The 23922-nt window shown below is 70.7% G+C and carries 24 protein-coding genes; 13 read left to right on the top strand and 11 right to left on the bottom strand.

What is annotated here, in order from left to right; translation table 11 throughout:
• The first annotated feature begins 25 nt into the window (after positions 1-25).
• Entirely contained in the window at positions 26-883 is an 858-nt protein-coding gene (locus EDC02_RS05760) for a GDSL-type esterase/lipase family protein (RefSeq protein ID WP_123604534.1), read from the top strand.
• A gap of 85 nt (positions 884-968) precedes the next feature.
• On the opposite strand, the gene EDC02_RS05755 is transcribed toward EDC02_RS05760, so the two are convergent.
• Positions 969-1937 carry a hypothetical protein gene (locus EDC02_RS05755; RefSeq protein WP_123601054.1) on the bottom strand — a complete coding sequence of 323 codons (969 nt, stop codon included), beginning with the start codon at positions 1935-1937 and terminating at the stop codon, positions 969-971.
• A gap of 435 nt (positions 1938-2372) precedes the next feature.
• On the opposite strand from EDC02_RS05755, the gene EDC02_RS05750 reads away from it, so the two are divergent.
• On the top strand, positions 2373-3290 hold the full coding sequence (locus EDC02_RS05750; RefSeq protein ID WP_123601053.1) for a proteasome assembly chaperone family protein: 918 nt from the start codon (positions 2373-2375) through the stop codon (positions 3288-3290).
• Between the two features lie 96 nt (positions 3291-3386).
• Positions 3387-4154 (top strand): exodeoxyribonuclease III, encoded by a 768-nt coding sequence (locus EDC02_RS05745; protein WP_123604533.1) that lies wholly within the window; start codon positions 3387-3389, stop codon positions 4152-4154.
• Positions 4155-4268: 114 nt separating this feature from the next.
• Here EDC02_RS05745 and gndA read toward each other — a convergent pair whose 3' ends face one another.
• The 4 genes from gndA to EDC02_RS05725 form a co-directional block, all read right to left on the bottom strand.
• Complete coding sequence (gene gndA / locus EDC02_RS05740) at positions 4269-5702, bottom strand: NADP-dependent phosphogluconate dehydrogenase (protein WP_123601052.1); 1434 nt, start codon at positions 5700-5702, stop codon at positions 4269-4271.
• A 269-nt stretch (positions 5703-5971) separates the two neighbouring features.
• The gene (locus EDC02_RS05735; protein ID WP_123601051.1) at positions 5972-7954 is read right to left on the bottom strand and encodes a hypothetical protein; all 1983 of its coding nucleotides are present in this window, start codon (positions 7952-7954) and stop codon (positions 5972-5974) included.
• A gap of 262 nt (positions 7955-8216) precedes the next feature.
• Positions 8217-8834, bottom strand: a complete 618-nt coding sequence (locus EDC02_RS05730) for a class F sortase (protein ID WP_148083339.1) — start codon at positions 8832-8834, stop codon at positions 8217-8219.
• 24 nt (positions 8835-8858) lie between these two features.
• Complete coding sequence (locus tag EDC02_RS05725; protein ID WP_123601050.1) at positions 8859-9356, bottom strand: hypothetical protein; 498 nt, start codon at positions 9354-9356, stop codon at positions 8859-8861.
• Positions 9357-9455: 99 nt separating this feature from the next.
• Between EDC02_RS05725 and trmB the strand changes: the two genes are divergently transcribed.
• Entirely contained in the window at positions 9456-10139 is a 684-nt protein-coding gene (gene trmB, locus EDC02_RS05720; protein WP_370461421.1) for a tRNA (guanosine(46)-N7)-methyltransferase TrmB, read from the top strand.
• A gap of 53 nt (positions 10140-10192) precedes the next feature.
• Positions 10193-12712: an RNA helicase gene (locus tag EDC02_RS05715; RefSeq protein WP_123601048.1), complete on the top strand. Its 2520-nt coding sequence runs from the start codon at positions 10193-10195 to the stop codon at positions 12710-12712.
• Between the two features lie 33 nt (positions 12713-12745).
• Here the strand turns inward: EDC02_RS05715 and EDC02_RS05710 are convergent, their stop codons facing one another.
• On the bottom strand, positions 12746-13159 hold the full coding sequence (locus EDC02_RS05710) for a hypothetical protein (RefSeq protein ID WP_148083338.1): 414 nt from the start codon (positions 13157-13159) through the stop codon (positions 12746-12748).
• Between the two features lie 125 nt (positions 13160-13284).
• On the opposite strand from EDC02_RS05710, the gene EDC02_RS05705 reads away from it, so the two are divergent.
• Together EDC02_RS05705 and EDC02_RS05700 are read left to right on the top strand one after the other, a co-directional pair.
• Entirely contained in the window at positions 13285-14070 is a 786-nt protein-coding gene (locus EDC02_RS05705; protein ID WP_158632067.1) for a helix-turn-helix transcriptional regulator, read from the top strand.
• Positions 14061-14261, top strand: a complete 201-nt coding sequence (locus EDC02_RS05700) for a DUF397 domain-containing protein (protein WP_123601045.1) — start codon at positions 14061-14063, stop codon at positions 14259-14261. Before EDC02_RS05705 ends, EDC02_RS05700 begins: the two co-directional genes overlap by 10 nt.
• A gap of 96 nt (positions 14262-14357) precedes the next feature.
• Here EDC02_RS05700 and EDC02_RS05695 read toward each other — a convergent pair whose 3' ends face one another.
• A complete protein-coding gene (locus EDC02_RS05695) occupies positions 14358-14876 on the bottom strand; it encodes a hypothetical protein (RefSeq protein ID WP_123601044.1) in 519 nt (172 codons plus the stop codon).
• A gap of 40 nt (positions 14877-14916) precedes the next feature.
• On the bottom strand, positions 14917-15762 hold the full coding sequence (locus EDC02_RS05690; RefSeq protein ID WP_123601043.1) for an alpha/beta fold hydrolase: 846 nt from the start codon (positions 15760-15762) through the stop codon (positions 14917-14919).
• Between the two features lie 212 nt (positions 15763-15974).
• Between EDC02_RS05690 and EDC02_RS05685 the strand changes: the two genes are divergently transcribed.
• Both EDC02_RS05685 and EDC02_RS05680 read left to right on the top strand, forming a co-directional pair.
• The gene (locus EDC02_RS05685; RefSeq protein ID WP_123604531.1) at positions 15975-16655 is read left to right on the top strand and encodes a hypothetical protein; all 681 of its coding nucleotides are present in this window, start codon (positions 15975-15977) and stop codon (positions 16653-16655) included.
• 82 nt (positions 16656-16737) lie between these two features.
• The gene (locus EDC02_RS05680; protein ID WP_199757518.1) at positions 16738-17583 is read left to right on the top strand and encodes an RluA family pseudouridine synthase; all 846 of its coding nucleotides are present in this window, start codon (positions 16738-16740) and stop codon (positions 17581-17583) included.
• An 89-nt stretch (positions 17584-17672) separates the two neighbouring features.
• Here EDC02_RS05680 and EDC02_RS05675 read toward each other — a convergent pair whose 3' ends face one another.
• The 3 genes from EDC02_RS05675 to EDC02_RS39465 form a co-directional block, all read right to left on the bottom strand.
• Entirely contained in the window at positions 17673-18434 is a 762-nt protein-coding gene (locus EDC02_RS05675) for an SDR family oxidoreductase (RefSeq protein WP_123601041.1), read from the bottom strand.
• Positions 18435-18742: 308 nt separating this feature from the next.
• Entirely contained in the window at positions 18743-18943 is a 201-nt protein-coding gene (locus EDC02_RS05670; RefSeq protein ID WP_123601040.1) for a DUF397 domain-containing protein, read from the bottom strand.
• A complete protein-coding gene (locus EDC02_RS39465; protein ID WP_255500580.1) occupies positions 18903-19703 on the bottom strand; it encodes a helix-turn-helix transcriptional regulator in 801 nt (266 codons plus the stop codon). Before EDC02_RS39465 ends, EDC02_RS05670 begins: the two co-directional genes overlap by 41 nt.
• A gap of 81 nt (positions 19704-19784) precedes the next feature.
• Here EDC02_RS39465 and EDC02_RS42280 point away from each other — a divergent pair, with 81 nt between their 5' ends.
• From EDC02_RS42280 to EDC02_RS05640, 4 genes are all read left to right on the top strand, one after another.
• Positions 19785-20936, top strand: coding sequence for a transposase (locus EDC02_RS42280; RefSeq protein WP_148083288.1), 1152 nt, complete (start codon positions 19785-19787; stop codon positions 20934-20936).
• The gene (locus tag EDC02_RS42275) at positions 20926-21291 is read left to right on the top strand and encodes a transposase (RefSeq protein ID WP_158632064.1); all 366 of its coding nucleotides are present in this window, start codon (positions 20926-20928) and stop codon (positions 21289-21291) included. Before EDC02_RS42280 ends, EDC02_RS42275 begins: the two co-directional genes overlap by 11 nt.
• Positions 21292-21473: 182 nt before the next feature.
• Positions 21474-22679 (top strand): ISAs1 family transposase, encoded by a 1206-nt coding sequence (locus EDC02_RS05645; RefSeq protein ID WP_148083336.1) that lies wholly within the window; start codon positions 21474-21476, stop codon positions 22677-22679.
• 381 nt (positions 22680-23060) lie between these two features.
• Positions 23061-23567 (top strand): hypothetical protein, encoded by a 507-nt coding sequence (locus tag EDC02_RS05640; protein ID WP_123601036.1) that lies wholly within the window; start codon positions 23061-23063, stop codon positions 23565-23567.
• The last annotated feature ends 355 nt before the right edge of the window (positions 23568-23922 follow it).

Below are 23922 nucleotides of genomic sequence, written 5' to 3'. Positions count from 1 at the left end.
GCTTTCCGCTGCGTTGGAGGTCCGGATGCACCGACGTTGGGTGGCCGGTGCCGCCGCCGTCTGCGCCCTGGTGGCGCTGGCCTGCGAAGCCGGCGAGGACGGCGGCGAGCCGGGCGCGACCTCACCCCCGCCACCGAGCACCGACCTGCCGTCGTCGATGGCCGCGCTCGGCGACTCGATCACCGCCGGGTACGGATCCTGCGTCCTGCTGACCAGTTGCCGGCGCAACTCGTGGTCCACCGGCGACGGTTTCCGGGTGGATAGCCTCTACCAGCGGATCGCCGAGGTCAACCCGGCAATGAACGGGCAGGAGCACGACTTCTCGGTGCCGGGGGCGCGGGCGGCGGCGCTGGCCGACCAGGCCGCGTCGGCGGTGGACGTCTCGGCCCAGTACGTGACGGTGCTGATCGGCGCGAACGACGCGTGCCGGGCGACGCCACAGGACATGACCCCGGCGGCCGCGTTCCGTGACGACGTCGACCGGGCCCTGCGGGTGCTGGGCGACGGGCTGCCGCAGGCGGAGGTCCTGGTGTTGAGCATCCCCGACCTGTACCGGCTGTGGGAGATCGGGCACGGCGAGGAGCGGGTGGTGCGGGCCTGGGACCGTGGCGTGTGTCCGTCGCTGCTGGCCGATGCGACGGCGACCGACGAGGCCGCGACACAGCGCCGGGCGGCGGTCCGCGACCGGGTCGCGGCGTACAACCGGGAACTGGCCGGGGCCTGCCGGGCGCACGGCGACCGGTGCCGGTTCGACGACGGAGCGGTGCACGACACCCGGTTCACTGTGGACCAGTTGAACCGGCTGGACTACTTCCACCCGGACACCGACGGACAGAACCTGCTGGCCGAGGTGGCGTACGCCGCCAGCGGCCTGGCCGGGTGACCAGGGCCGCTGGCGGCGTACGACGTCGAAGGGCGTGACCGGTTCCGGTCGGTCAGCGGGTCGGTAATATCGGGACAGGCGATGCTCAGCGGGCCGCGAGGACTGCGGTGACCACGGCGTCGGCGGCGGCCTCATGCTGGGCGTAGTGCCCCGGATACGCCGAGACCTGCACCGCCTGGGCGGCGACGGTCAACGGCAGCTGTTCCCAGCCGGCTACCCGTTGCAGGGCGAGGTAGAACTGGGTCGCCGAGTAGGTGGGGTTCATCAGGTCGGCCACCGCGCCCCAGCCGGTGCTGGTGCGCTGCTGGAACAGCCCGACCGAGTCGTGGTCCCAGCCGGTGCCCTGGTGCGGGTAGTTCTTGGACTCCGGCAGCACCTCGCTGGCCCGGTTGAGCAGGGTCGACTCCTGCATCGCGGTGGCCACCGCGATCACCATGCCCCGGCGCGGCATCTGCAACGCCAGGCCGGCGTCGACGATGGCCGTGGCGTTGTCCATCTGCACCTGGGACAGTCCGGCGACCGGGGCGACGGTGGTCGAGGTCGGTTCCGGGGTGGGCTCGGCGGTCTCGGTGGGCTCCGCCGCCGCAGCGACGTCCGGGTCGGCCGGTGCCGGTTCGGTGGCCTCAGCGGCCCGGGCTGCCGCAGCAGCCGCCGGATCCCCGTTACCGGGCTCGGGACGCTGGGCCCGGGACGCACCGTCCGCGGCATCGGCCCGGCGCTGCAGGTCGGCCTCGGCGGCGGCCGGAGCCGGCCCGGTCGTCTCCGGTGCCTCGGCGGTCGACTCGACCGCCGCGACCACGCCGAGGGCGCAGACGACGGCGGCAGCCAGCGCCGTCCGGGCACCCGGACGGTGACGCAGGGTGGTTCCGAGCGATTGGAAGGTTGGCCGGGTGGAGTGTGGGTACGGCAGGGCGGGTAGCCGGTTGCGAAGGCGCTCCCACCGGGCGACGGCCCGGGTCGCACCGGTCGACGTGCTGTCCGAGGGGACATCAGCCAAACGGTCATCGCGACTCAGGGTGGTGTCCTCGCTCCTTGTGGTGTCGTCGTCAGGCATTCGACGAGGCTAGGCAGACCAAACCCCGATTACCTAGGGTGATTTTGTGATGGGTGCCACATTCTTTCGTCAGGTAATCGGACGATCCCTCAGCGGCGTCGGCACGACCGGCCGATCACGTCAAACCACCGGTAAACGAAATTTCGCTCTTCACCGTTTACTGCGGTATTTATCACCCATTAATTGATCACCTCCCGCCGCACCCCACCACTCCCCCGTCCGGCCAGCGGGCGTCATCCGTCCCGCCGGATGCGACATCCCCCGGACAGCCAGGAGCCGACCAGCAATAGTTGACTTGTCGTGTCCGCTACCGAACCGTAAGTAGTCCACCGTGTCGGATCGACGCCCGGAAACCGGAATGCGCCGGCATGGGACTAGCGTTGCCGCAATTGGAGATGCCGTACCCGCCGTACCGTTCTGAGGAGGTTGCGCCCGGTGCTCGACCCACACGAGCTCTACGACGTCGTCGACGAGGTGCCCGAGCTCGGTCAGCCGGTGCTGATCCAGGCGATGACGGGTTTCGTCGACGCCGGCAACGCGACCCGACTCGCCCGTGAACACCTGCTCGCCTCCCTCGAGCACGAGGTCGTGGCCACCTTCGACATCGACCAGCTGCTCGACTACCGGTCCCGCCGACCGGTGATGCTCTTCGTCGAGGACCACTGGGAGCACTACGAGGAGCCCCGGCTCGAGGTCCACCTGATGCGCGACGACGCCGGCACGCCTTTCCTGCTGCTCGGTGGCCCCGAGCCTGACCTGCAGTGGGAACGGTTCACCGCCGCGGCGATCGAGGTGAACCGCCGGTTCAACGTCGGCACCACGATCGGGCTGAACGCCATCCCGATGGCGGTGCCGCACACCCGGCCGACCGGGGTCACCGCACACGCCAGCCGTCGCGAGCTGATCAGCGGCTACGAACCCTGGCTGCAGCGGGTCCAGGTGCCGGGCAGCGCCGGGCACCTGCTGGAGTACCGCCTCGGTCAGCAGGGCCACGACGCGGTCGGCTTCGCCGTGCACGTCCCGCACTACGTGGCCCAGGCCGAGTACCCGGCCGCCGCCGAACTGCTGCTCAACTCCGTCTCCCGGACCACCGGTCTGCTGCTGCCCACCGAGCAACTGCACACCGCCGCCGAGGCGGTCCGGGAGGACATCGACCGGCAGGTGGCCCAGACCGAGGAGGCCGGATCCCTGGTCAGTGCCCTGGAGGAGCAGTACGACAGCTTCACCCGGGGCCGGGCCGGCACCAATCTGCTCGCCGAGTCCAGCGGGCCGCTGCCGACCGCCGACGAGCTCGGCGCGGAGCTGGAGCGCTTCCTCGCCGAGCAGACCCGGCCCGGTGACCTGCCCGGCTGACCGGCTCAGGGCAGCCCGCCCCGGCCGCCGCGCCGGGCCCCGGGCGATCCGCGCCCGGTCCGGTGCAGCCGGTCGGTGCTGTGGCACGCTGGCCGGGTGCGGATCGCCACCTGGAACGTCAACTCGGTCAAGGCCCGGCTGAACCGGCTACTCGGCTGGCTGGCCGACACCGCCCCGGACGTCGTCTGTCTGCAGGAGACCAAATGCGCGGCGGCCGCGTTCCCGACCGACGAGGTCGGTGACCTCGGCTACGCGGTCGCGGCGCACGGCGACGGGCGCTGGAACGGCGTGGCCGTGCTGTCCCGGGTCGGGCTCGACGACGTGCGGACCGGGTTCGACGCCGAGCCCGGCTTTCCGCTGCCGGAGGCCAGATCCGTCGCGGCGACCTGCGCCGGGGTCCGGGTCTGGTCGGTGTACGTGCCGAACGGGCGCAGCCCCGACTCGGCGCACTACACGTACAAGCTGGACTGGCTGGCCGGGCTGCGCCGCGCACTCGCCGCAGAGGCCGCCACCGATCTGCTGGTCTGCGGCGACTTCAACGTCGCGCCCACCGACGCGGACGTATGGGACCCGGCGGTCTTCGCCGGCTCCACCCACGTCACCCCGGCCGAACGGGCCGCGCTGGCCGACCTGCTCGCCCTCGGCCTGGTCGACGTGGTGCCGCAACCGATGAAGGGCCCGCACCCGTACACCTACTGGGACTACCGGGCCGGGATGTTCCCGAAGAACATGGGCATGCGGATCGACCTGGTCTACGCCAGCGGCGCCGTCAACCGGCGGGTCCGGGCCGCCTACGTGGACCGCGACGCCCGAAAGGGCCCGACCCCGTCCGACCACGCCCCGGTCGTCGTCGACCTGGACTGAGCCGCCGGTGCCGGGTCACTGACACCGGGCAGCCGGTGCCCGGTCGCCGTGGCTGACGGGGCATGTCGGCCACGGCGACCGGTCGCCCGGACCGGATCAGTCGGCCGGATCGGATCAGCGGGATTCGACCTGGCTGCGGTCGTCGGCCCACAGCACGTGGAAGCTGCCCTCGGCGTCGACCCGGCGGTAGGTGTGCGCGCCGAAGAAGTCCCGCTGCCCCTGGATCAGAGCGGCCGGCAGCCGGGGCGCGCGCAGCCCGTCGTAGTAGGCCAACGCGGAGGCGAACCCGGGAGCCGGCACCCCGACCTGCGCGGCGGTCGCCACCACCCGGCGCCAGCCCAGCTGGGCACCGGCCAGCGCCTCGGCGAAATACCCGTCGGTCAGCAGCGTCGGCAGCTGCGGCGCCGCGTCGTAGGCCGCCCGGATCTTGTCCAGGAACGCGGCCCGGATGATGCACCCGCCGCGCCAGATCCGGGCCACCGCGCCCAGATCGATGTCCCAGTCGTACTCGGCGCTGCCGGCCTGGATCTGGTGGAACCCCTGCGCGTACGCGACGATCTTCGACGCGTACAGCGCCTGCTCGACGTCGGCGATCAGCTCGTCGGCCGACCCGGCCCAGCTCTCCACCGGGCCCGGCAGGTCGGCGGCGGCGGCCCGGATGTCGGCGTGGCCGGACAGCGACCGGGCGAAGACCGCCTCGGAGATGCCGCTCACCGGCACCCCGAGGTCGAGGGCGCCCTGCACGGTCCACCGACCGGTGCCCTTCTGGCCGGCCTGGTCGAGCACGACGTCGACGAACGGCTTGCCGGTGACGGCGTCGGTGTGGCCGAGTACCTCGGCGGTGATCTCGATCAGGTACGAGGAGAGCCGACCGGAGTTCCAGCTGCGGAACACGTCGGCGATCTGCGCCGGGGTGAGCCCGCCAGCGCGGCGCAGCAGGTCGTACGCCTCACCGATGAGCTGCATGTCGGCGTACTCGATGCCGTTGTGGACCATTTTGACGAAGTGGCCGGCGCCGTCCGGGCCGATCCGCACGCAGCACGGCGTGCCGTCGACCTTGGCCGAGATGTCCTCCAGCAGCGGACCGAGCGCGGCGTACGACTCGGCCGAACCGCCGGGCATGATGCTCGGCCCGTGCAGGGCGCCCTCCTCGCCGCCGGAGACGCCGGTGCCGACGAAGTGCAGACCACGCTCCCGCAGCTCCGCCTCCCGCCGGCGGGTGTCCAGGAAGTGGGCGTTGCCGCCGTCGATGATCATGTCGTCCGGCTCCAGCAGGGGCGCGAACTCGTTGATCACCGCGTCGGTGGCGGCGCCCGCGTTGACCATGATCACCACGCGGCGGGGCCGTTCCAACGAGGCGACGAACTCGGCCGGGCTCTCCGCCGGCAGGAAGGTGCCCTCGTGGCCGAACTCGGCCATCATCTCCTTGGTCCGGCCGACCGACCGGTTGTGGACCGCCACCACATGGCCGTGCCGCGCGAGGTTACGGGCCAGGTTACGGCCCATCACCCCCAGACCGGTGACCCCGATCTGCGCCGTCTGGCTCATGACTCCTCCTCGGTGCTGCTGGGTGTGCTGGCTATCTTTCCGCCTTCCGGATGGCGGGACACTCCGGGGCGGCCGGCGGTGGTGGAGGCTCGTCCGCACGGGCCGCCCCGGAGCACGACCGGGGTGGGCTACAGCCGGCCGGCACCCACCCCGGCGGTCACCGGCACCGCGACATCAGCCACACCCCGCTATACGTGATCGCTGCGACGGCGGTTCACCCGTCCAGCCGAGGAGTCCCCCGCTCGGGCTGGCCGGCGGTGCCGCTGCACCTACCGTGCGGAGATGGTGGTGCTCAACGTGCCAGCGTGCGGGATCCGGAGCAGGTGGATGCGACGCCGGGCGTCGCGCAGGTACGTCGTGCCCGTCGAGTCGACGGTGGCGGCGAGCGGTTGCGCCCAGTCGACGCGAATGATCACCCGGCCGCGCCGGATGATCAACGCGCTCGCCGTGGCTGCGGTGTCGTTCGCGTAGGTGACCGGCGTACCGTCGGTGAACCGGACATCGTCGTCCGGGTGCAGGACGAGTGGAATCTGTTCGGTGACCGGGAACACAGCCCGCACCGTACGGGTGACCGCGCTTCTGGCGATGGTCAGGTCGGTGAGGATGCGCCCGTCCGGCAGTTGGTAGCGGACCAGCAGCGACGCGCCGTGCAGAGCCTGTTCGGTGCCGTCCCAGGTGCGGTCGCCGATCTGGTAGGTCCGGTCGAGGTGGCTGTGCGCGTCGGAGGTGCCGGCCGGCAGCACCGAGGCCCAGGAGTTCTGGTCGGTCTGTCCCGCGTGGACGACGGTGCCTGCCTGCGGATGCCACAGGAACCCGGTGCCGCCCCGCACCCGGGTGCTGGGGCGGGTGCCGAAGAATCCGCCGAAGTACCACGCTGGTTGACGGACGTAGAGGTAGTCCTGGTTGTGGGCCGGGTCGCGCCGTACCGTGGCGAAGTCGCCGCTACCCAGGTAGGGAACCTGCCGCAGCGCCTGCCTCTTGGTACGGCGCGACGGCAACGCCTCGCCGTACTCGGCGTGCGCGATGATCCGCGGGGACGTATCCTGCTTGGCCAGTCCCGGGGCCGGGCCGGGCCGGTGGGCCCACTCGCGCCGCGTCTCGGCGCGGTCCTCCCGCGTCGTGAAGAACGCACCGAGATCCTGGATCTCCGGCACGAAGAACGAGCCCAGGTTGGTGCGGTCGGGATCGGGGACGACGTCGTCGTAGTACGCCCTGCTGGTGCGGGACGACATCGCGTACCAGGTGAGCCACCCTGAGCCGTCCGGTTCCCGGAGCAGGTTGTAGCCGAACCATTCGGTGAAGCGCCGGGCCATGTCGAGAACGGTCCGGTTGCCGGTGAGGACGTAGATCTCCGCGATCTCCGGCAGCATCACCTCGAAGTTGTAGTCGATGTCCATTCCGGTCGGCTCGTAGAAGAAGCCGGCCGGGCTCTGCCCGTTCGTCGCCAGGTAGTCGATGCGCTCGCGCAGTCGCTGCTCCAGCAGGTCGTCGGAGAACAGCGTCAACGCCTTGGCCGAACCGGCCAGCCCCGCGGCGTTCTGGTTGGCGTACGGCACCGGGCCGCCGCCGCCCCAGATCGGGGTCGCCGGGTCGAGGAACCATCCCATCCCGGCGCGCAGCGCCGCCTCGATCTGCTGCTGGCGTGCGGGAAGCCGGCCGGCGCCGCGCAGGTGCAGCAGCGCCTTGGCCAGGTAGCCCATGCCGAAGCCGGTGGCGGCCTTCGAGCGTTCGTCGATGTCGTACTCCGGCCATGAGCCGTCCGGGTGCTGCAGCGCCAGGTAGTGACCGAGTGCGGCGTCCAGGCGTGCCTGCAGCGCGGGATCGCCGGTGTACGGGTTCCACCGGCGACGATTGGCCAGAAACCAGCTCAGCGTGTAGACGTGCTCCTGGACGCGCGCGTTGTACGCCACGTTGGGGCTGCGCCACCAGCCGCCGCCCATGAAGCCGTAGCTGTCCGGCTCGGCCGGGTCGTCGGCGATGTCGTTGGTCATGCCGGACAGGATCGCGAGATAGCCGGCGAAGCGCTGCTCCAGCGGTCGGAAGTGCCGCCGGACCGGAGCGTCCGGCGGCAGGGGTGCCAGTGGCGGCAGGTTGCCGGCCGTCGGGCTGACCACTCCGGCCGGGCCAAGCGGTCCGGCCGCACCGGCGAACGCGGCACCGCTGGCGGTGCCGGTCAGGCCGGCGGCAGCGCCGGCGACCGCAGCGGCGCCACGCAGCAGGGCGCGGCGGCTGGTCTCAGGGGTACGGGCCATGACACGGTCCTCCGGTTACCCTCAGTAACGCTGGCGCCCCGGTATGGACGCCTGTCGTTGATCGAGAAGTCAAGCCCCGGCTGGCGGACTCGTCAAGACGCTAATACGAATTATCAAGGCGACTCTCGGGGCGACGCCGCGCCAGAACGGCCGTCGCCGGGAGGAACGACCGCAGCTGCGGTTCATCACTGCGACACCTGCTGCGCATCGGCAGGAAACAGCTGAACACTCAGCGTGATGCCGCGACCAGGGTTGACCCCGCTCAGGTGTCGCGCACCTCGACCAGGGAGGCGAACACCACGATGTTGTCCGCGTACCCGATGCCGTCGCCCAGCCACTCGCCACCGCAGGTGATCAGCCGCAGGCCGGGCCGGACGTAGTCGCCGTACACCTGCTCGATCGGCAACTCGTCCTTGCCGAAATGCTCCACCGAGTTGACCTCGAAGACGGCCACCACCCGGTCCCGGCGGGTCACCTCGACGATCGCCCCCGGCTCGATGTCGGCCAGATCATGAAAGACCGACGGCCCGTCCCGGGTGTCGGCGTGCCCGACGATGATCGCCGGCCCGAACTGACCGGGCGTCGGCCCCCCGTCGTACCAGCCGGCCTGGTTGTGCCGGTGCAGCGCCGGTACGGCGATCGACCCGTCGTCGGCGAGCCCGACCGAGTGCACCGGGGCACGGATGTCGAGCGACGGGACGGCCATCCGGATCGGCCGACTCGGCTCCAGCACCGGAAACTCCCGGGGCGGCGGATTGTTGCCGCCGGCCAGGATGTCCCGCCAGTTGCCGTCGCCGCCGGACCCGATCGCGAAGAGCCCGAACAGCACCAGCACGATCGCGGCCGGCCCGGCCCAGCCCCGGCCACCGCCCTTCGCCACGCCCGTCCCCTGCCGCGCGCCCGGTCAGGCCGACCGGCGCCGACGCAGGGCCAGTACGCCGAGCACCGCACCGGCGCCCAGCGCGACCACACCGACCCCGGTCAGCAGGCCGCCGGCACCGTCGTCACCGGCGGTGCCGCCGAAGCCGGTGGCCGGGCCACGGCTGGGCCGGGTCGGATCCAACACGTACAGCGTGGTCGCCGCCGACCGGTCGTCCGGGCAGGTCAACCGCACCCGGTAGCTGCCGGCCTCGGTCTCGGCCGGCACGGTCACCGCCGCGGTGAGCTCGTCGAACTGCGGACGTACCTCGACCGTGCCGAACGCGTCGGACTCGACGGTGGCCGGCGCGGTGTTGTCGGTACAGCTGGCCCGGATACCCACCAGGTAACCGGACTCCACCGTGCTCGGATTGAGATCGACGAAAACGTCGGCGGCCCGGGCCGGGGCCGCGCCGAGCAGCCCGCCGACGACCGCGAGGGTCACACCGAGCCCTGCGGTGGCCAGTGAACGGCGTACGGACATCGGTCACCATCCTCTCCGCGACGCTGCCGGGATCCTCTCACCACGCAGCCCTGGATGACAGCCCGGACACGCTCGGTGTCGGATATAGGCTGTCGCCACGTGAGCATCCGCACCTACCACCCGCGCCGGGGACGGCTCAGCGGCCGGCACCACGACGCGCTCGACCGGCTGTCCGGCGCGTACCGGACGGTCGTCGCCGAGCTGCCGGCGCCGCTGGACCCGGCGGCGTTGTTCGGTCGTACGGCGCCGGTGGTGCTCGACATCGGCTTCGGCATGGGCGACGCCACCGCGACGATGGCGGCGGCCGACCGGGACCGCGACTACCTGGCCGTCGAGGTGCACACCCCGGGCATCGCGAACCTGCTGGCGCTGATCGAACAGCACGCGCTGACCAACGTCCGGGTCGCCACCGGCGACGCCCTCGACCTGGCCCGCCGCTGCCTGCCGGAACGCAGCCTGGACGCGGTGTACGCGTTCTTCCCCGACCCGTGGCCGAAGGCCCGCCACCACAAGCGGCGACTGGTGCGGCCCGAGCACGTGGCGCTGCTACGCTCCCGGCTGCGGCCCGGCGGACGGCTGCACTGCGCCACCGACTGGGCGCCGTACGCCGAGGCGATGCTGGCCACCCTGACCGCCGACCCGCAGCTGCGCAACCTGCACGACGGGTACGCGCCCCGGCCGGCGTACCGGCCGGAGACGAAGTTCGAACGACGCGGGGTCCGCGCCGGCCGACCGGCGCTGGACCTGGTCTTCGAACGCGTCGGGGGTACGCCCGACGGCTGACGAGCGTCACCCACGTTGGCGGCCGCCGGCGGCGGCAGGCAGGATTGACCGACATGACGCAGACCGCCCCGACCCTGACCGACCTGCTGCCGCGCGGCGCGGACCCGGACGCCGTCTACGAGGCGTTCGCCGGCTGGGCGGCCGGCCGCGGCCTGGAGCTGTACCCGCACCAGGACGAGGCGCTCATCGAGATCGTCTCCGGGGCGAACGTCATCCTGAACACCCCTACCGGTTCCGGCAAGAGCCTGGTCGCCACCGGCGCGCACTTCGCGGCCCTGGCCGACGACCGGGTCACCTTCTACACCGCGCCGATCAAGGCGCTGGTGTCGGAGAAGTTCTTCGCGCTCTGTGACATCTTCGGCGCGTCCGAGGTGGGGATGCTCACCGGTGACGCCAGCGTCAACGCCGACGCGCCGATCATCTGCTGCACCGCCGAGATCCTGGCCAACCTGGCGTTGCGCGACGGGTCGGCCGCCGACGTCGGCCAGGTGGTGATGGACGAGTTCCACTTCTACGCCGAGCCGGACCGGGGCTGGGCCTGGCAGGTGCCGCTGATCGAGCTGCCGCAGGCGCAGTTCGTGCTGATGTCGGCGACGCTCGGCGACGTGACCCGGTTCGTCGACGACCTGAGCCGGCGGACCGGGCGGGCCACCGCCGTGGTCTCCTCGGCGCAGCGGCCGGTGCCGCTGATGTTCACCTACGCGACGACGCCGCTGCACGAGACCCTCGAAGAGCTGCTCAGCACTCACCAGGCCCCGGTGTACGTGGTCCACTTCACCCAGGCGGCGGCGCTGGAGCGAGCCCAGGCGTTGATGAGCATCAACGTGTGCACCCGGGCGGAGAAGGACGCGATCGCCACGGCGATCGGCAACTTCCGGTTCTCCTCCGGCTTCGGGCGTACCCTGTCCCGGCTGGTCCGCCACGGCATCGGCGTGCACCACGCCGGCATGCTGCCCAAGTACCGCCGGCTGGTGGAGACCCTCGCCCAGGCCGGGCTGCTCAAGGTCATCTGCGGCACCGACACCCTCGGCGTCGGGATCAACGTGCCGATCCGCACGGTGCTGTTCACCGGCCTGTCCAAGTACGACGGGGTACGGACCCGGCTGCTCAAGGCCCGCGAGTTCCACCAGATCGCCGGGCGGGCCGGCCGGGCCGGGTTCGACACCCTCGGCACCGTGGTGGTGCAGGCCCCGGAGCACGTCATCGAGAACGAGAAGGCGCTCGCCAAGGCCGGCGACGACCCGAAGAAGCGCCGCAAGGTGGTCCGCAAGAAGCCGCCGGAGGGGTCGATCGGCTGGGGCAAGCCCACCTTCGAACGGCTGGTCGAGGCCGAGCCGGAACCGTTGACCTCCAGCTTCCGGGTCAGCCACGCGATGCTGCTCAACGTGATCAGCCGGCCCGGCGACGCGTTCGCCGCGATGCGGCACCTGCTCACCGACAACCACGAAGACCGGGCGGCGCAGCGCCGGCACATCCGCCGGGCGATCGCCATCTACCGGGCGCTGCGCGCCGGCGGGGTGGTCGAGCAGCTGCCCGAGCCGGACGCCGAGGGCCGCCGCGTCCGGCTCACCATGGACCTGCAGCTCGACTTCGCGCTCAACCAGCCGCTGTCGCCGTTCGCGCTGGCCGCGATCGAGCTGCTCGACGTGGAGTCGCCGACGTACCCGCTCGATGTACTGTCGATCATCGAGGCGACGCTCGACGACCCCCGGCAGATCCTCTCCGCGCAGCAGCACAAGGCGCGCGGTGAGGCGGTCGCGCAGATGAAGGCCGACGGCATCGAGTACGAGGCCCGCCTCGAACTGCTCGACGAGGTCACCCACCCGAAGCCGCTGGCCGAGCTGCTGGAGATGGCGTACGAGACGTACCGGCAGGGGCATCCGTGGGTGGCCGACTACGAGCTGGCGCCCAAGTCGGTGGTCCGCGACCTGTACGAGCGGGCGATGACCTTCGTCGAGTACGTCAACTTCTATGGGCTGTCCCGGTCGGAAGGTCTGGTGCTGCGGTACCTGGCCGACGCGTTCCGGGCGCTGCGCCAGACGGTGCCCGACGACGCCAAGACCGAGGAGCTGATCGACCTCATCGAGTGGCTGGGTGAGCTGGTCCGCCAGGTCGACTCCAGCCTGATCGACGAATGGGAGCGGCTGCGCAACCCGACCGACGACCCCGAGGCCGCGGTGGTCGCCGACGACCGGCCGCCGGCGGTCACCGGCAACCCGCGGGCCTTCCGAGTGCTGGTCCGCAACGCGCTGTTCCGCCGGGTGGAGCTGGCCGCGTTGCGCCGCTACGACGAGCTCGGCGAGCTGGACGCCGACTCCGGCTGGGACGCCGATGCCTGGGCCGACGCGCTGGAGCCGTACTTCGACGAGTACGACGAGATCGGCACCGGGCCGGATGCCCGGGGGCCGGCGCTGCTGCTGATCACGCAGGAGCGGGAGCGGTGGCTGGTCCGGCAGATCTTCGCCGACCCGGCCGAGGATCACGACTGGGGGATCAGCGCCGAGGTGGACCTCGCCGCCTCGGACGAGGCGGGCAGCGCGGTGCTGCACGTCACCGCCGTCGGTCAGCTCTGACGGTCGGCGTCGGTCAGCTCTGGGCGTCGGCGGTCAGCCCTCACCGTCGGCGTCGGTATCCCGCGCCGCCGCCGGCAGGTGGCTGTCCGGCCACAGTCCCGCGTACTCCAGGACAGACCTGACCCGCCGGGCCCGGACCGGATCCCAACGGTCCAGGACCGCGATCGCCTTGGCGAACGGTTCGCACATCGCGACGCCGCCGCACACCCGGCACTCGCCGACGCGGCTCGGCAGGTGGGTGGTGACGATGTCGCGGGCCCGGAGCACGACCGACTCGGTCGTGCTCCGGCGCGCCGACGGCGAGCGGTTCGGGTTCGGCCCGGTCAGTCGGCCGCGCGGCGGCGTACCGATCGAGGTGTACCGGGCCAGGCGCGGCGTTCCGCCGATACCGTCGTTTCGCATTTCGCGTTCCTCCTGGGTGGAGCTGTCGCCCTGATCGGGCCTCATCTGCTTCCACCCTGGACTGTTCGGACCGACCAGCGGAAGATAGTCGGCGACCGAGCGTAGCTGTCCGATGACTGGCACAAGATCAGATGGACCAGTCGCGGCAAATTGAGGGATGTGAAGGTATTGTGAGCGGGAGCGAATATCTGGTAGGCGAACTGCGGCGCGTCCGCGAAATGCTCGGCCTCACCCAGGAAGCGTGGGGCGAGCGCATCCACTTCTCGACGTCGCACGTCGGCTCGATAGAACGCGGCGAACGACCCGCATTGCCCGACTATCTGGGTGCTGTGGACCGGGCATTCGGCACCGCGTTCGTGAAATTCTATCGCGAATTTGTCGTCGGCGAACACGCCCCGGTCTGGTACCGGCCGTTCATCGAGCAGGAGGGCAAGGCGACGCTCATCCGGGTCTTCCAGCCCCTCGCGCTGCCCGGACTGCTGCAGACCGAGGCGTACGCCCGAGCCGTGCTGCTCGCGTACGGCGAGCGTGGCGAGGCGATGGACGTCGCGTTGGCCACCCGGCTCGGCCGCAAGGAGATCCTCTACCGGCAGCCCGACTCCTGCCAACTCGTCGCGGTCATCGACGAGAGCGTCCTGCACCGGCGGGTCGGCGACCCGTGCGTGATGCACGAACAGTTGACGGCGGTCGTCGCCGCCTGCGAGCAGCCGAACATCCGGGTCCAGGTGGTGCCGGCCGACGCCGGGGCGTACCCCGGGCTGGACGGACCGTTCGTCATCGCCACCGTGGACGGCAGATCCGTCGGCTACCTGGAAGGCTACCTGCAGGGCCGGGTGGTAGAAAATCCGGACGACGCGACCAGCCTTGAACGCACCTGGGAGAGCATCCGCGACTACGCTCTATCTGGCCCGCAGAGCCTAGAACTGATCATGAGGACGGCTGAGAGATGGACATAAGCACCGCGCCCCGGTGGCACAAGAGCACGCACAGCGACAGCACAAGCTGCGTGGAGGTCGCCGAGAACCTGCCTGGGCGGGTGCTGGTCCGGGACACCAAGGACCGCGACGGCGGCACCCTGACCTTCGCACCGGCCGCCTGGTCGGCCTTCCTCGACCTGGCGACGGCCGACCGGGCGGACGCACGTTAGCCGTGCTGCGACCAGAGCTGAGTGATCACTTGCGCGAAATTCGGCCGACACGCCGGTAGCTGCCCTGCAGCACGTCAAGTGATCATGACGGTGACCTCACTGGGCACGCCCGGCGATCGAGACGGACGCCTCGGCGGCAAGAACGGCGTCGGCCGGGCCCAGTGAGGTCACCAGCAACTCCCGATCGTCCGGCGTTGCCACTGAATCCGCGACGATGAACACCCCGTCGTGGACCACGGCGCGGACGGCCACGCCTCCCGGCGACCGCACCAGGACCGCATGCGCGTCCGGCAGGGGAACCGTCCCCACGTACGCCTCGAACACCTCGGCGACGGTGAACTGATCACCCCCGCCGCCGGCGCCGATGAATGCCTCGTGCTCGCCGTCGGCCAGGCGCTGCACGTACCAGCTGCCCGGTTTCACCCAGAGCCGCAACACGCGGTCGTCGCCGAGGTCGACGGTGTCCACGACGACGTGACCGGCGGGTGGCCGCCACGGCTCAGCCGGCCCCGGATCGTCGCGTGGCACCAGGCTGACGACCACAGCCAGCGCCAGCGCGGCACCGGCGAGACCGACGACGGTACGGATGTTGCCCCGGGTCGCCGAGCTGTCCATCTGTCGATCCTGCCGTCCGGCACTGTCTGGTGAAGACTCGTCAGGACCGACCCTCGGCACCGGCCGTCTCGGCCAGGAACGGGAGCATGAGCGCGACCACCTGGTCGGCAAACTGGGTGTGCGGGTAGTGCCCGGCTCCGTCGATCATCGCCACCGTACCCAGGCCAGCGGGCAGCGCCGCGACGATCGCTTCGCCCTCGGCACGCGGGTCGGCCCAGTCGGGGTCGAGCGTCCCTTCGATGATCAGTACCCGGCAGCGGACGTTGCCGAGCTGCGCACCGGCGTCGGCCGGGCTGGACTGGCCCATCTTCTGCAGCACCTTCATCCGGCCGGGCTCACGTAGGCGGGCCTCGGTCCGGGCCAGCTGCTCGGCCCAGTCGGCCGGCCGGTGCCCGGGGAAGGCGACGTCCAGGTAGCCGAGCCACTGTTTGACGCTGCCGAACACGCCCGCGCCCAGCAGTCGGGTCATGCCCTGCCGGTACCGCTTGACCCGCAGGTCACCGAGGCTGATCGACTGTTTGCGGGTGAACGGCGCGAGCTCGACCACGGCGGTGACCAGCTCGGGCGCGGTGGCCGCGGCGATGGTGGCCGCCCCGCCGGAGATCGAATGCCCGACCAGCACGGCCGGGCCGCCCAGGTGCCGGATCAGCGCGACCAGGTCACCGGCGATGTCGGTACGGGAGTACGACGGCCAGCCGACGCTGGACTCGCCGGTGCCCCGCAGGTCGGTGGCGGCGACCCGGTAGCCGGCGGCGACCAGCTGCGGGACGACGAACCGGTACGCCGTGCGGCTCTCGCCCATGCCGGGCGCGAGGACCACGAGTGGGCCGTCGCCGGTGACCTCGTAGGCGATGCGCCCGCCGTCGAGGGACAGGTACGCGGTCATCGCAACCTCCAGGCTGGTAGCTAAATTTAATAGCTCATAAGCTAATGACATTAGCCAATCTTGTCAACCAACGCCCGGCCCACACGATGCCGCACCGAGGCCACCGGGCGGCCACAAACGCGGCGCAGCGTGATCAAACACTGGGCGCAGCGTCACTTCTCGATTAGAATGGGTGTACTAATCCGGCTCCTGACCTGGGAAGGAATGCCGTGATCGCACCCCCTCCTGCCACCGCTTCGACCCCCACCGCAGCACCGACCAACCCGGCCCCGGTCCCGTACGCGACCCTGCTCGGTTTCACCCGCTATGTCGGGCAGTCCGGGCCGGCGAAGGCGTCCTTTGTCGGCGGGCTGCGCCGGCAGCGGGTCAGCCGCTCCGGGTTCAACCCGCACGGGCAACTGGTCAAGGCGCTCAAGGCCGACATCCGGTTCCGCACCGGCGGCAGCCACCTGGCCGCCGTGGTCGGGCAGGTCGCCCAGCGCTGGCAGCCGCTGTACGCGACCCTCACCCCGGGCGCGCAGCGCTACCTGGAGTCGCTGGGTGACCTGAGCCAGGTGGAGCTGGCGCAGACCCACGACGCGCTCGGCATGGTCGGCAACCTCCCCGTCAAGATCAACCCACACTTCGGCCTGCGGTACGCCGACGGGCACGCCGAAGCGGTCCGGATCCACTTCGACGACCAGCCACCCAGCCCCGACGCGTACACCGCGACCCTGCACCTGATGGCCCGGCACATGGACCAGGTGCTGCCGCGTGCCGAGCCGGTCCTGGTCGACCTGCGGCGCGGCACCACCTTCCGGCGTCCGGATGTCACCTCCCGCCCCGACCAGGTGGAGCGCTGGCTGGCCGGTGAGGCCGCCGCCTTCACCGCCATCTGGTCCACCGCCGGCTGAGCCGTCCGACGCATCGCCTCATGATGCGAACGCAGGGTGCGCCGGGGGTACGCCGCCACGTGCGGCGTATCCTCGGCCACCGGTGAACCTGTGGACCGAACTTCGCGCCGGTGCCGTCCTGTTCGAGGACGACGCCGCCCTGGTGCTGAACAAGCCTCCCGGTGTCGCGGTGATGGGCGAACGGCACGGCACCGACCTGGCCCGCCTCGCCGAGGAGGCCGGTGAGCCGGTCTTCCCGGTGCACCGCATCGACAAGAACACCTCCGGGGCGATCCTGTTCGCCAAGGAGCTGCGCCACCACGGCGACCTGACCCGGCAGTTCAACCGCCGTACCGTGGAAAAGGTCTATCTGGCCGTGGTGTCGGCCGCCGCCACCGATGCCGATGCCGCTCGCGCGCCGCTGCCCGACGTCGGCGTCGTCGACCTGCCGCTGAGCGTGGGCCGCAAGAACCGGGTCCGGGTCGCCGGTAACCGCGCCGACATCGGCTTCGACGCCGCCACCACGCGCTGGTCGCTCGCCGCCGGGGCCGAGTTCGACCACGTCAAGACCTATCCGTCGCAGAGCCGGATCACCGCCGTCACCGCCGGGTCCGACGGGGTCACCACCGGATCCGGTACGGCGGCAGCCGACGCCACGCACCGGCTGCTCGCCGTCGCGCCGCTGACCGGCCGTCGGCATCAGATCCGGGTGCACCTGGCCTGGATCGGCCATCCGATCGTCGGTGACCCGCTGTTCGACCGGGCCGCCGCTGCCAACGGCATGCGGACCCATCTGCACGCCTGGCGGCTCGGCTTCGACACCGCGGCCGGCAGGCGGGTCGACGTGACGGCGCCGCCGGACCCCGGCTTCTGGCAGCCGGTGTCCGGCGGCGCACCCGCCCAGCCCGAGCTGGACCGGGCGTACCAGCGGTTGCGCGGGTCCGGCTGACCTGGCGGACATCCGCGCCCCGCTGGCCCGGCAGCGCGTCCGGCGGCTGCGGCGAAACCGTCCGGTGGGGCGCTGCCTCCGGTGGCGGGTCAGCTGGTCCAGCCGCCGTCCGAGGTGATGACGGCACCGTTGACGTTGACCGCCTCGTCACTGCCGAGCCAGGCGACCAGGGTCGCGATCTCATCCGGCGCGGCGGTCCGGGTCACGTGACCGGCGAAGGACTTCGACAGCCGTTCGTACGCCCATTCGACCTTCGGTTGGGCGCTGCGGCCGATGTTCGTCTCCACCCCGCCGGGGCAGACAGCGTTGGTCCGGATGCCGTCCGCGCCGTACAGGAACGCCGTCGAACGGGTCAGTCCGATCAGGCCGTGCTTCGACGCCACGTACGCGGACCCGGCGACCGAACCGGTCAGCCCGCCGATCGAGGCGATGTTGACGATCGCCCCCTTTCCGGCCACCTTCATCAGCGGCAGCACGGCCCGGGTCAGCCGCATCGGGCCGGTCAGGTTGACTGCGAGCACCCGGTCCCAGGTGGCGTCGTCGAGCTCGGTCACCGGCAGGAAGAAGTCCATCACGCCGGCCACGTTGGCCAGCAGGTCGATCCGGTCGCCGGGCAGCCGGGTGACCAGTTCGTCGATGTCGGCCTGCACGGTCACATCGGCGGTGACCAGGTCGGCGGCGTGTCCGGCGGCGGCAAGCAGCTTGCCGGTGCCGTCCATCCCGTCGGTGTCGACGTCGCAGCCGACCACCGTCGCTCCTTCTGCGGCCAACCGCAGCGCCACGGCCCGACCGATGCCGGATCCGGCACCGGTGACCAGCGCGACCTTGCCCGCGTACCGCTGCTCGGTCATGGGTCCCACCTCCTGTGGCGGCGGCCCGGACCGGTCGCCCGGGCCCGCCCATGTCCACCCTTTCCCGGTGGGATCCTGGGCAACCAGGCCCAAGGTCACGACCTCTCGGGCCGACCGGCTCGGCCCCGACCTTCATGACAGCGATGCGCGCAGTCGAGGGAACCGTCATTGTCGTCAAACCGGCCCCGAGACAACCATGTGGGTGCCCTCGGCCGTGGCCACTCGACGCAGGCTCGCGCTCCTACGACCTCACCCAGATGATCGATTCCAAGGGGTCAGTGGTCGAATTCGGTCAGGGATGGGACCGGTCACGTCGTGGCGGCGGGGGGCTTGGTCGAGGCGACGAAGGTGGACCAGGCCGACGGGGCGAAGGTGAGCGTCCCGCCGGCACGGTCCTTGGTGTCCCGGACCAGGACCCGGCCGGGCAGGTTGTCGGCGACCTCGACACAGGCACCGCCGTTGCTGCTGCTACGGGTGGACGTGCGCCACACCGGCTCGCTCATGCTCATCGATCACTCTCAGAATCAGGTCACGGGACTGGTTACAGGGCAGTGCCCGCGCGCAGATCATCTCCCAGGCGAGCACCAGATGCCGGAGCTTGTCGGCGGTCTCGCAGACCCGCCCCGCCATCTGGTCGTCAATGTACGCCGCCGTTCCGCCGTCCGGCAGGGTCGCCAACACGAACGCACCGGCCAGCCCCGGATGCAGCCCGGCGGAGAACGGCAGGACGCGCACGTGCACGGTCTGCCGGTGGCCGATGTCGACCAGATGCTCCAGCTGGTCCTTCATCAGCGCCGACGGCCCGACCCGCAGCGCGGCCTCGCCGATGATGGCGGTCAACGGCACCGGATACGGGTTCACCCGCTCCAGCGCCGCCGTCTGCCGCTCCAGCCGCTCCCGGGTCATCTCCTCGATTTGCACCTCGGTGTGCGTGCCGGCGGAGATGACCTCCCGGGCGTACGCCTCGGTCTGCAGCAGCCCCGGGATGAGCGAGTGCTCGAACCACCGCAGCTGCACCGCCCGGGACTCGTTCAGCTTCCACGGGCGCATCCACGGGGCGACCGCCTCGCCGCGCGCCTGTTCGGCCAGCTGGCGCAGCTCGTCGCCGGTGCCGAGCACCCGGTCCAGATTCACCGCCAGGTCGTCGGGCGGCAGTGAGCGCCCCGTCTCGTAGTGGCCGATCTGCGATCCGGTCACGTGCACCTGTGAGCCGAGTGCGTCCTGCGACAGTCCTTTCTGTAAACATTCACGTGGTTCTCGAAGCGTGATGGTCAGTGCGGGCTGAGTGACGGGGCTTGGCTGGTTCGGCGGGGCCCTGTCCGATGTGGTTTCATCTTGGGTGTGCCGGCGTTGGGTGATCTTTCTCGTGAAGAGCTGATCTCGCTCGCTCGGACGCAGGCGGAGCGGATCGCTGCTCAGGACGTTCGGATCGCGGAGTTGACGGCGGCGAACGAAGCTCTTGCGGCGCGGTTGGCACGGTTGGAGCATCTGCTGTCGCGGAACTCGTCGTCTCCGCCGTCGAAGGACGACGATCCGGGTCGAACGCCACCGGCGGTCAGGAAGAAGCGGGACACTCCGGCGGGTACGCGGGGTAAACAGCGGGGTGCGCCGGGGTCGAACCTGGCCTGGTCGGATGCCCCTGATCAGCGGCGGGACCGGTTCCCCGAAGGCGTGTGCGGGTGCGGAGCGCAGTTGACGCACGCGCGGGATCTGGGTGTGGTGGACCGGTATCAGCAGGTCGAGGTCCCGTTGATGACCGCGACGCTGACCCAGTACGACCAGCACGCGGTGCGGTGCGGGTGCGGGACGTTGCACACCGCGGCCCGCCCGCAAGGCGCGGGAGCCGGTCCGGTGGGGTACGGCCCGAACCCGCAGGCGTGGGCTGTCTATCTGATGGTCGTGCATTTCATTCCGGTGCAGCGGTGTGTGCGGATGCTCCAGTCGTTGACGGGGGCGACACCGTCGCCGGGGTTCGTGCACGGCATGCTGAGCCGGGCCGCCGCGTTGACCAGTGAGGTCGACAAACGGATCCGAACGCTGATCACCTTGGCGTACGCGGTGTGCTGTGACGAGACGCCGCTGCGGGTCGGGCCGAAGGAGCCGAAGCCGGGCCGCAAGAAAGCGGACAAGTACCTGCTCGTGGCCTGTACCCAGTGGTGGACTCACTACCAGGTCGGTGATCGGGACCTGGCCACGTTCACCGCGTTCGTGGTCAAGGACCTGACCGCCTCGGTGGTCGTGCACGACCGCTACCAGAACTACGACTCGGCCGGGTTGGGCACCCTGGTACACCAGTTGTGTTGTGCCCACCTCCTCCGTGATCTCGACGGTGCGGCCGAGGTGTACCCCGACGCGGTCTGGCCGAAGCGGATCTCCGACGCCCCGCGTGCTCTGATCCACGAGACGAACGTGGCCCGGGAACAGAACCGGCCCGGCATCGACCCGCAGGTCAAGGCCAAACTGCTGTACAACCTGCACCACGGTGTCCTGGTTGGCCTGTGACACCACCACCACCACCGGCAACCGTCCCGGTGAGCGTAAAGCCCGCCTGCTGCTGGAAGTCTTCCGGGACCGTCGCGCCGACGTGCTGCGCTTCGTCGACGACCTACAGGTTCCGCCGACCTCGAACCAGGCCGAACGGGACCTACGACCAGCGAAGATCCAGCAGAAGATCTCCGGGCGGCTCACCAGCGAGCAACGCACGAAAGACCGCTACAGAATTCTCGGCTATGTGTCCAGCGCGGCGAAGAACGGCCTCGACAAGATGCAGGTCCTCCGCGACGCCATCCTCGGACGGCCCTGGATGCCCACGGGCACGGCAAAGTCGGAGGGTGTGCGGCTGAGGACTCCGCGTTGAGGTCCGGAGTGGATTTGACGGAACGGGCACGGCTCCGGTGATCTTGAGGTTGTCTACGCCTTCGGATCACCTTGTGGAGTACCGTGCCCGCGCCTGCATCATTGCTGATCAACGCTGTCCAAGGCCAGTCGGGCCAGAGGACACGGCCTGTCCTGTTGGGCCGTGACGGGCAGGAAAGCCTGGTGGCGGCGTTGTCGCGGGTTCCCGATCCGCGAGACGCGCGGGGTGTCCGGCATCGGCTTCCGACGGTGGTCGGGTTGGCCCTCGCCGCGGTCTTGGCCGGAAGTGTGTCGGCGTACGCGGTCGGGCAGTGGATCGCCGGATGTTCGCAGAAGACGTTGAAGGCGTTCGGTGCCCGGGTGGACCCGGCCACCGGAAGGTACGTCGGCCCGGACGAGAAGACGGTGCGGGGGTTGTGTGCCCGACTCGACGGTGACGCGTTGGACGCCGCCATGGGCCGGTGGCTGCAGCGCCGCGCGGACGCGGCGGCGCGGGCGAAAGCCCGGGTCGGGGTGCGGCCGTCGCGGGACCGTAAGGCCCGACGCCGGGCCAAGGCCGCTGGCCAGCGACGCCGCCGCGCCAGCGCGCGGGACCGTCACCGGCCACGGTTGCCGCAGGTCGCGGTGGACGGCAAGACCAGCCGGGGCGCGCGGACCCGCGACCGGGCGGCGCCGCATCTGCTGGCCGCGCTCACCTGCGCCGGGGTGGTCCTCGCCCAGTGTCAGATCCCGGGCAGGAGCAACGAGATCGCCGCGTTCACCGGGCTGTTGACGCCGTTGAACCTCGCTGATCACGTGGTGACCGCCGACGCGATGCAGACGCAACGCAAGCATGCCCGCTGGCTGCGGGAGGTCAAGGAGGCGCATTTCGTGTTCCCGGTGCTCGACAACCAGCCGACCCTGTTCGACCGGCTCAACGCGCTGGACTGGGCCGGGGTGCCGGTCACCGGGCGCAGTGTGGATGACGACCGGGGCCGCCACGAGGCACGTACCGTCCAGGTCATGCCCGCCCCGCCGGATCTGAACTTTCCGCACGTCGCGCAGGTGTTACTGATCGAGCGCGCCGTCACCGTGAAGGGCCGTACCAGCTACCAGGCGATGCTGTATGTCACCAGCCTCACCGCCGGACAGGCCGACGCCGCTGATCTGCTGGCCTACGTCCGTCAGCACTGGGGAATCGAGGTCCTCCACTGGGTGAGGGATGTGACCTTTCGGGAGGACGCTTCCCGGATCCGTACCGGCAACGCGCCGCGTGTCATGGCGACCCTACGAAACGTGTCGGTCAGCCTCCTGAGAATCCACGACACCACCAACATCGCCGCCGCCCTGCGCTACAACGCCCGCAACAACAGCCGAATCCTCAAACTCCTACAGCTCCAACCAGCCTAAACATCAACCCAGCCGACTTTGCCGTGCCCGTGCCCTGGATGCCGGACCTACCCGTACCCACCTGACCCCGACCCACCCAGGTAAACATCAGCCGGCGGCCACCAGCCAACCGGCCATCACGCTATGCCACCGCACGGAACCCTACGCCCACCACCTGAATGTTTGCTCCTTTCTCGGTCCGCCGCAACCGCAGGATATGCCGAAACTCATTCACGTTCGCCATCTGTTCCCCCACGCCGATGAAGTAGTGACCCTATTACCGCCACACATCTTCCTGGCCGGACGACAGATAGTCCAGGGTGGAAGTCAGACCCGGATGGAATGACCGGCAAGCGTTCCCTCCGGGGCACCCGAATCGCACTCTCCAACGTAGGGGGAACAGTGCCCAGGAACGACGGAATCGGCGGGACGCCCCGGCTCGCCCGGTACACCTCGATCGGTACGCCACGCAATGTCGACCCGACACCGAACCGGCCTCCGCTGCCGAAGCGAACCCCTGGGCAGATCGACCCGGACCGCGACTGGCCGTTCCAGCTCAAGGGCGCTCAGCCACGCTCCGCCGCGCTGGAAGCGGCCGTCCGGCAGGCCAACGAAACGGCCCGTACCCACATCCCGAACCGGACCACCGGCGAGTGCCACCGGTGCGGCGGGGTGGTCGCGCCGTGCCGGCCGTCGCTGCGCGCCCTCGCCATCCTGGACCGGTGGGACCCGAGCTCCGCGCGCCGCGTCCGGGCGGTGCTGCAACTCTCCGGTCTGATGCCGGCCGGCTATCCGCACGACGGCTACCCGCACGACGGCTATCCGCACGACGGCACCGACGACGACCCGCCCGGCGTAGACCACGACCCGCCCGACGACGACCCACCCCACGGCGTCAACGGCGAGTGAACCGCCGCCCGTAGACACCTCGGGGTGCTCCGCTCCCCCGCTCGCCGCGACCGGTCCCACGGCGGTCCTCTCCCCAGCCCCCGTCCGGGAGGGTCCGCCACGACGGCCGGTCCAGCGCGGCCGACCGGCCGCATTCCCTGCCCGGGAAGCACCACCGAATGGGCGGGCGACGGAGCACCCCGGGGCCGTTGCCGACGTCCACACGGTCCCTGGCGCATCGATGTGAGGCTGAGATACCTATTCCGCGCCGGATAACGTATCTCAGCCTCACATCGCGGGCGGGGAGCGGCGGGCAGAAAGCGACGGACAGCGCGCGGGGCAGTCGACGGCAGCGCCGTGGCCGGTTAAGCTCACC

Origin of the sequence: Micromonospora sp. Llam0 (assembly GCF_003751085.1) — a bacterium.
Taxonomy (GTDB): Bacteria; Actinomycetota; Actinomycetes; order Mycobacteriales; family Micromonosporaceae; genus Micromonospora_E.
The sequence above is the reverse complement of the archived record's forward strand: the minus strand, read 5'-3'. Positions and strand labels throughout refer to the sequence as shown.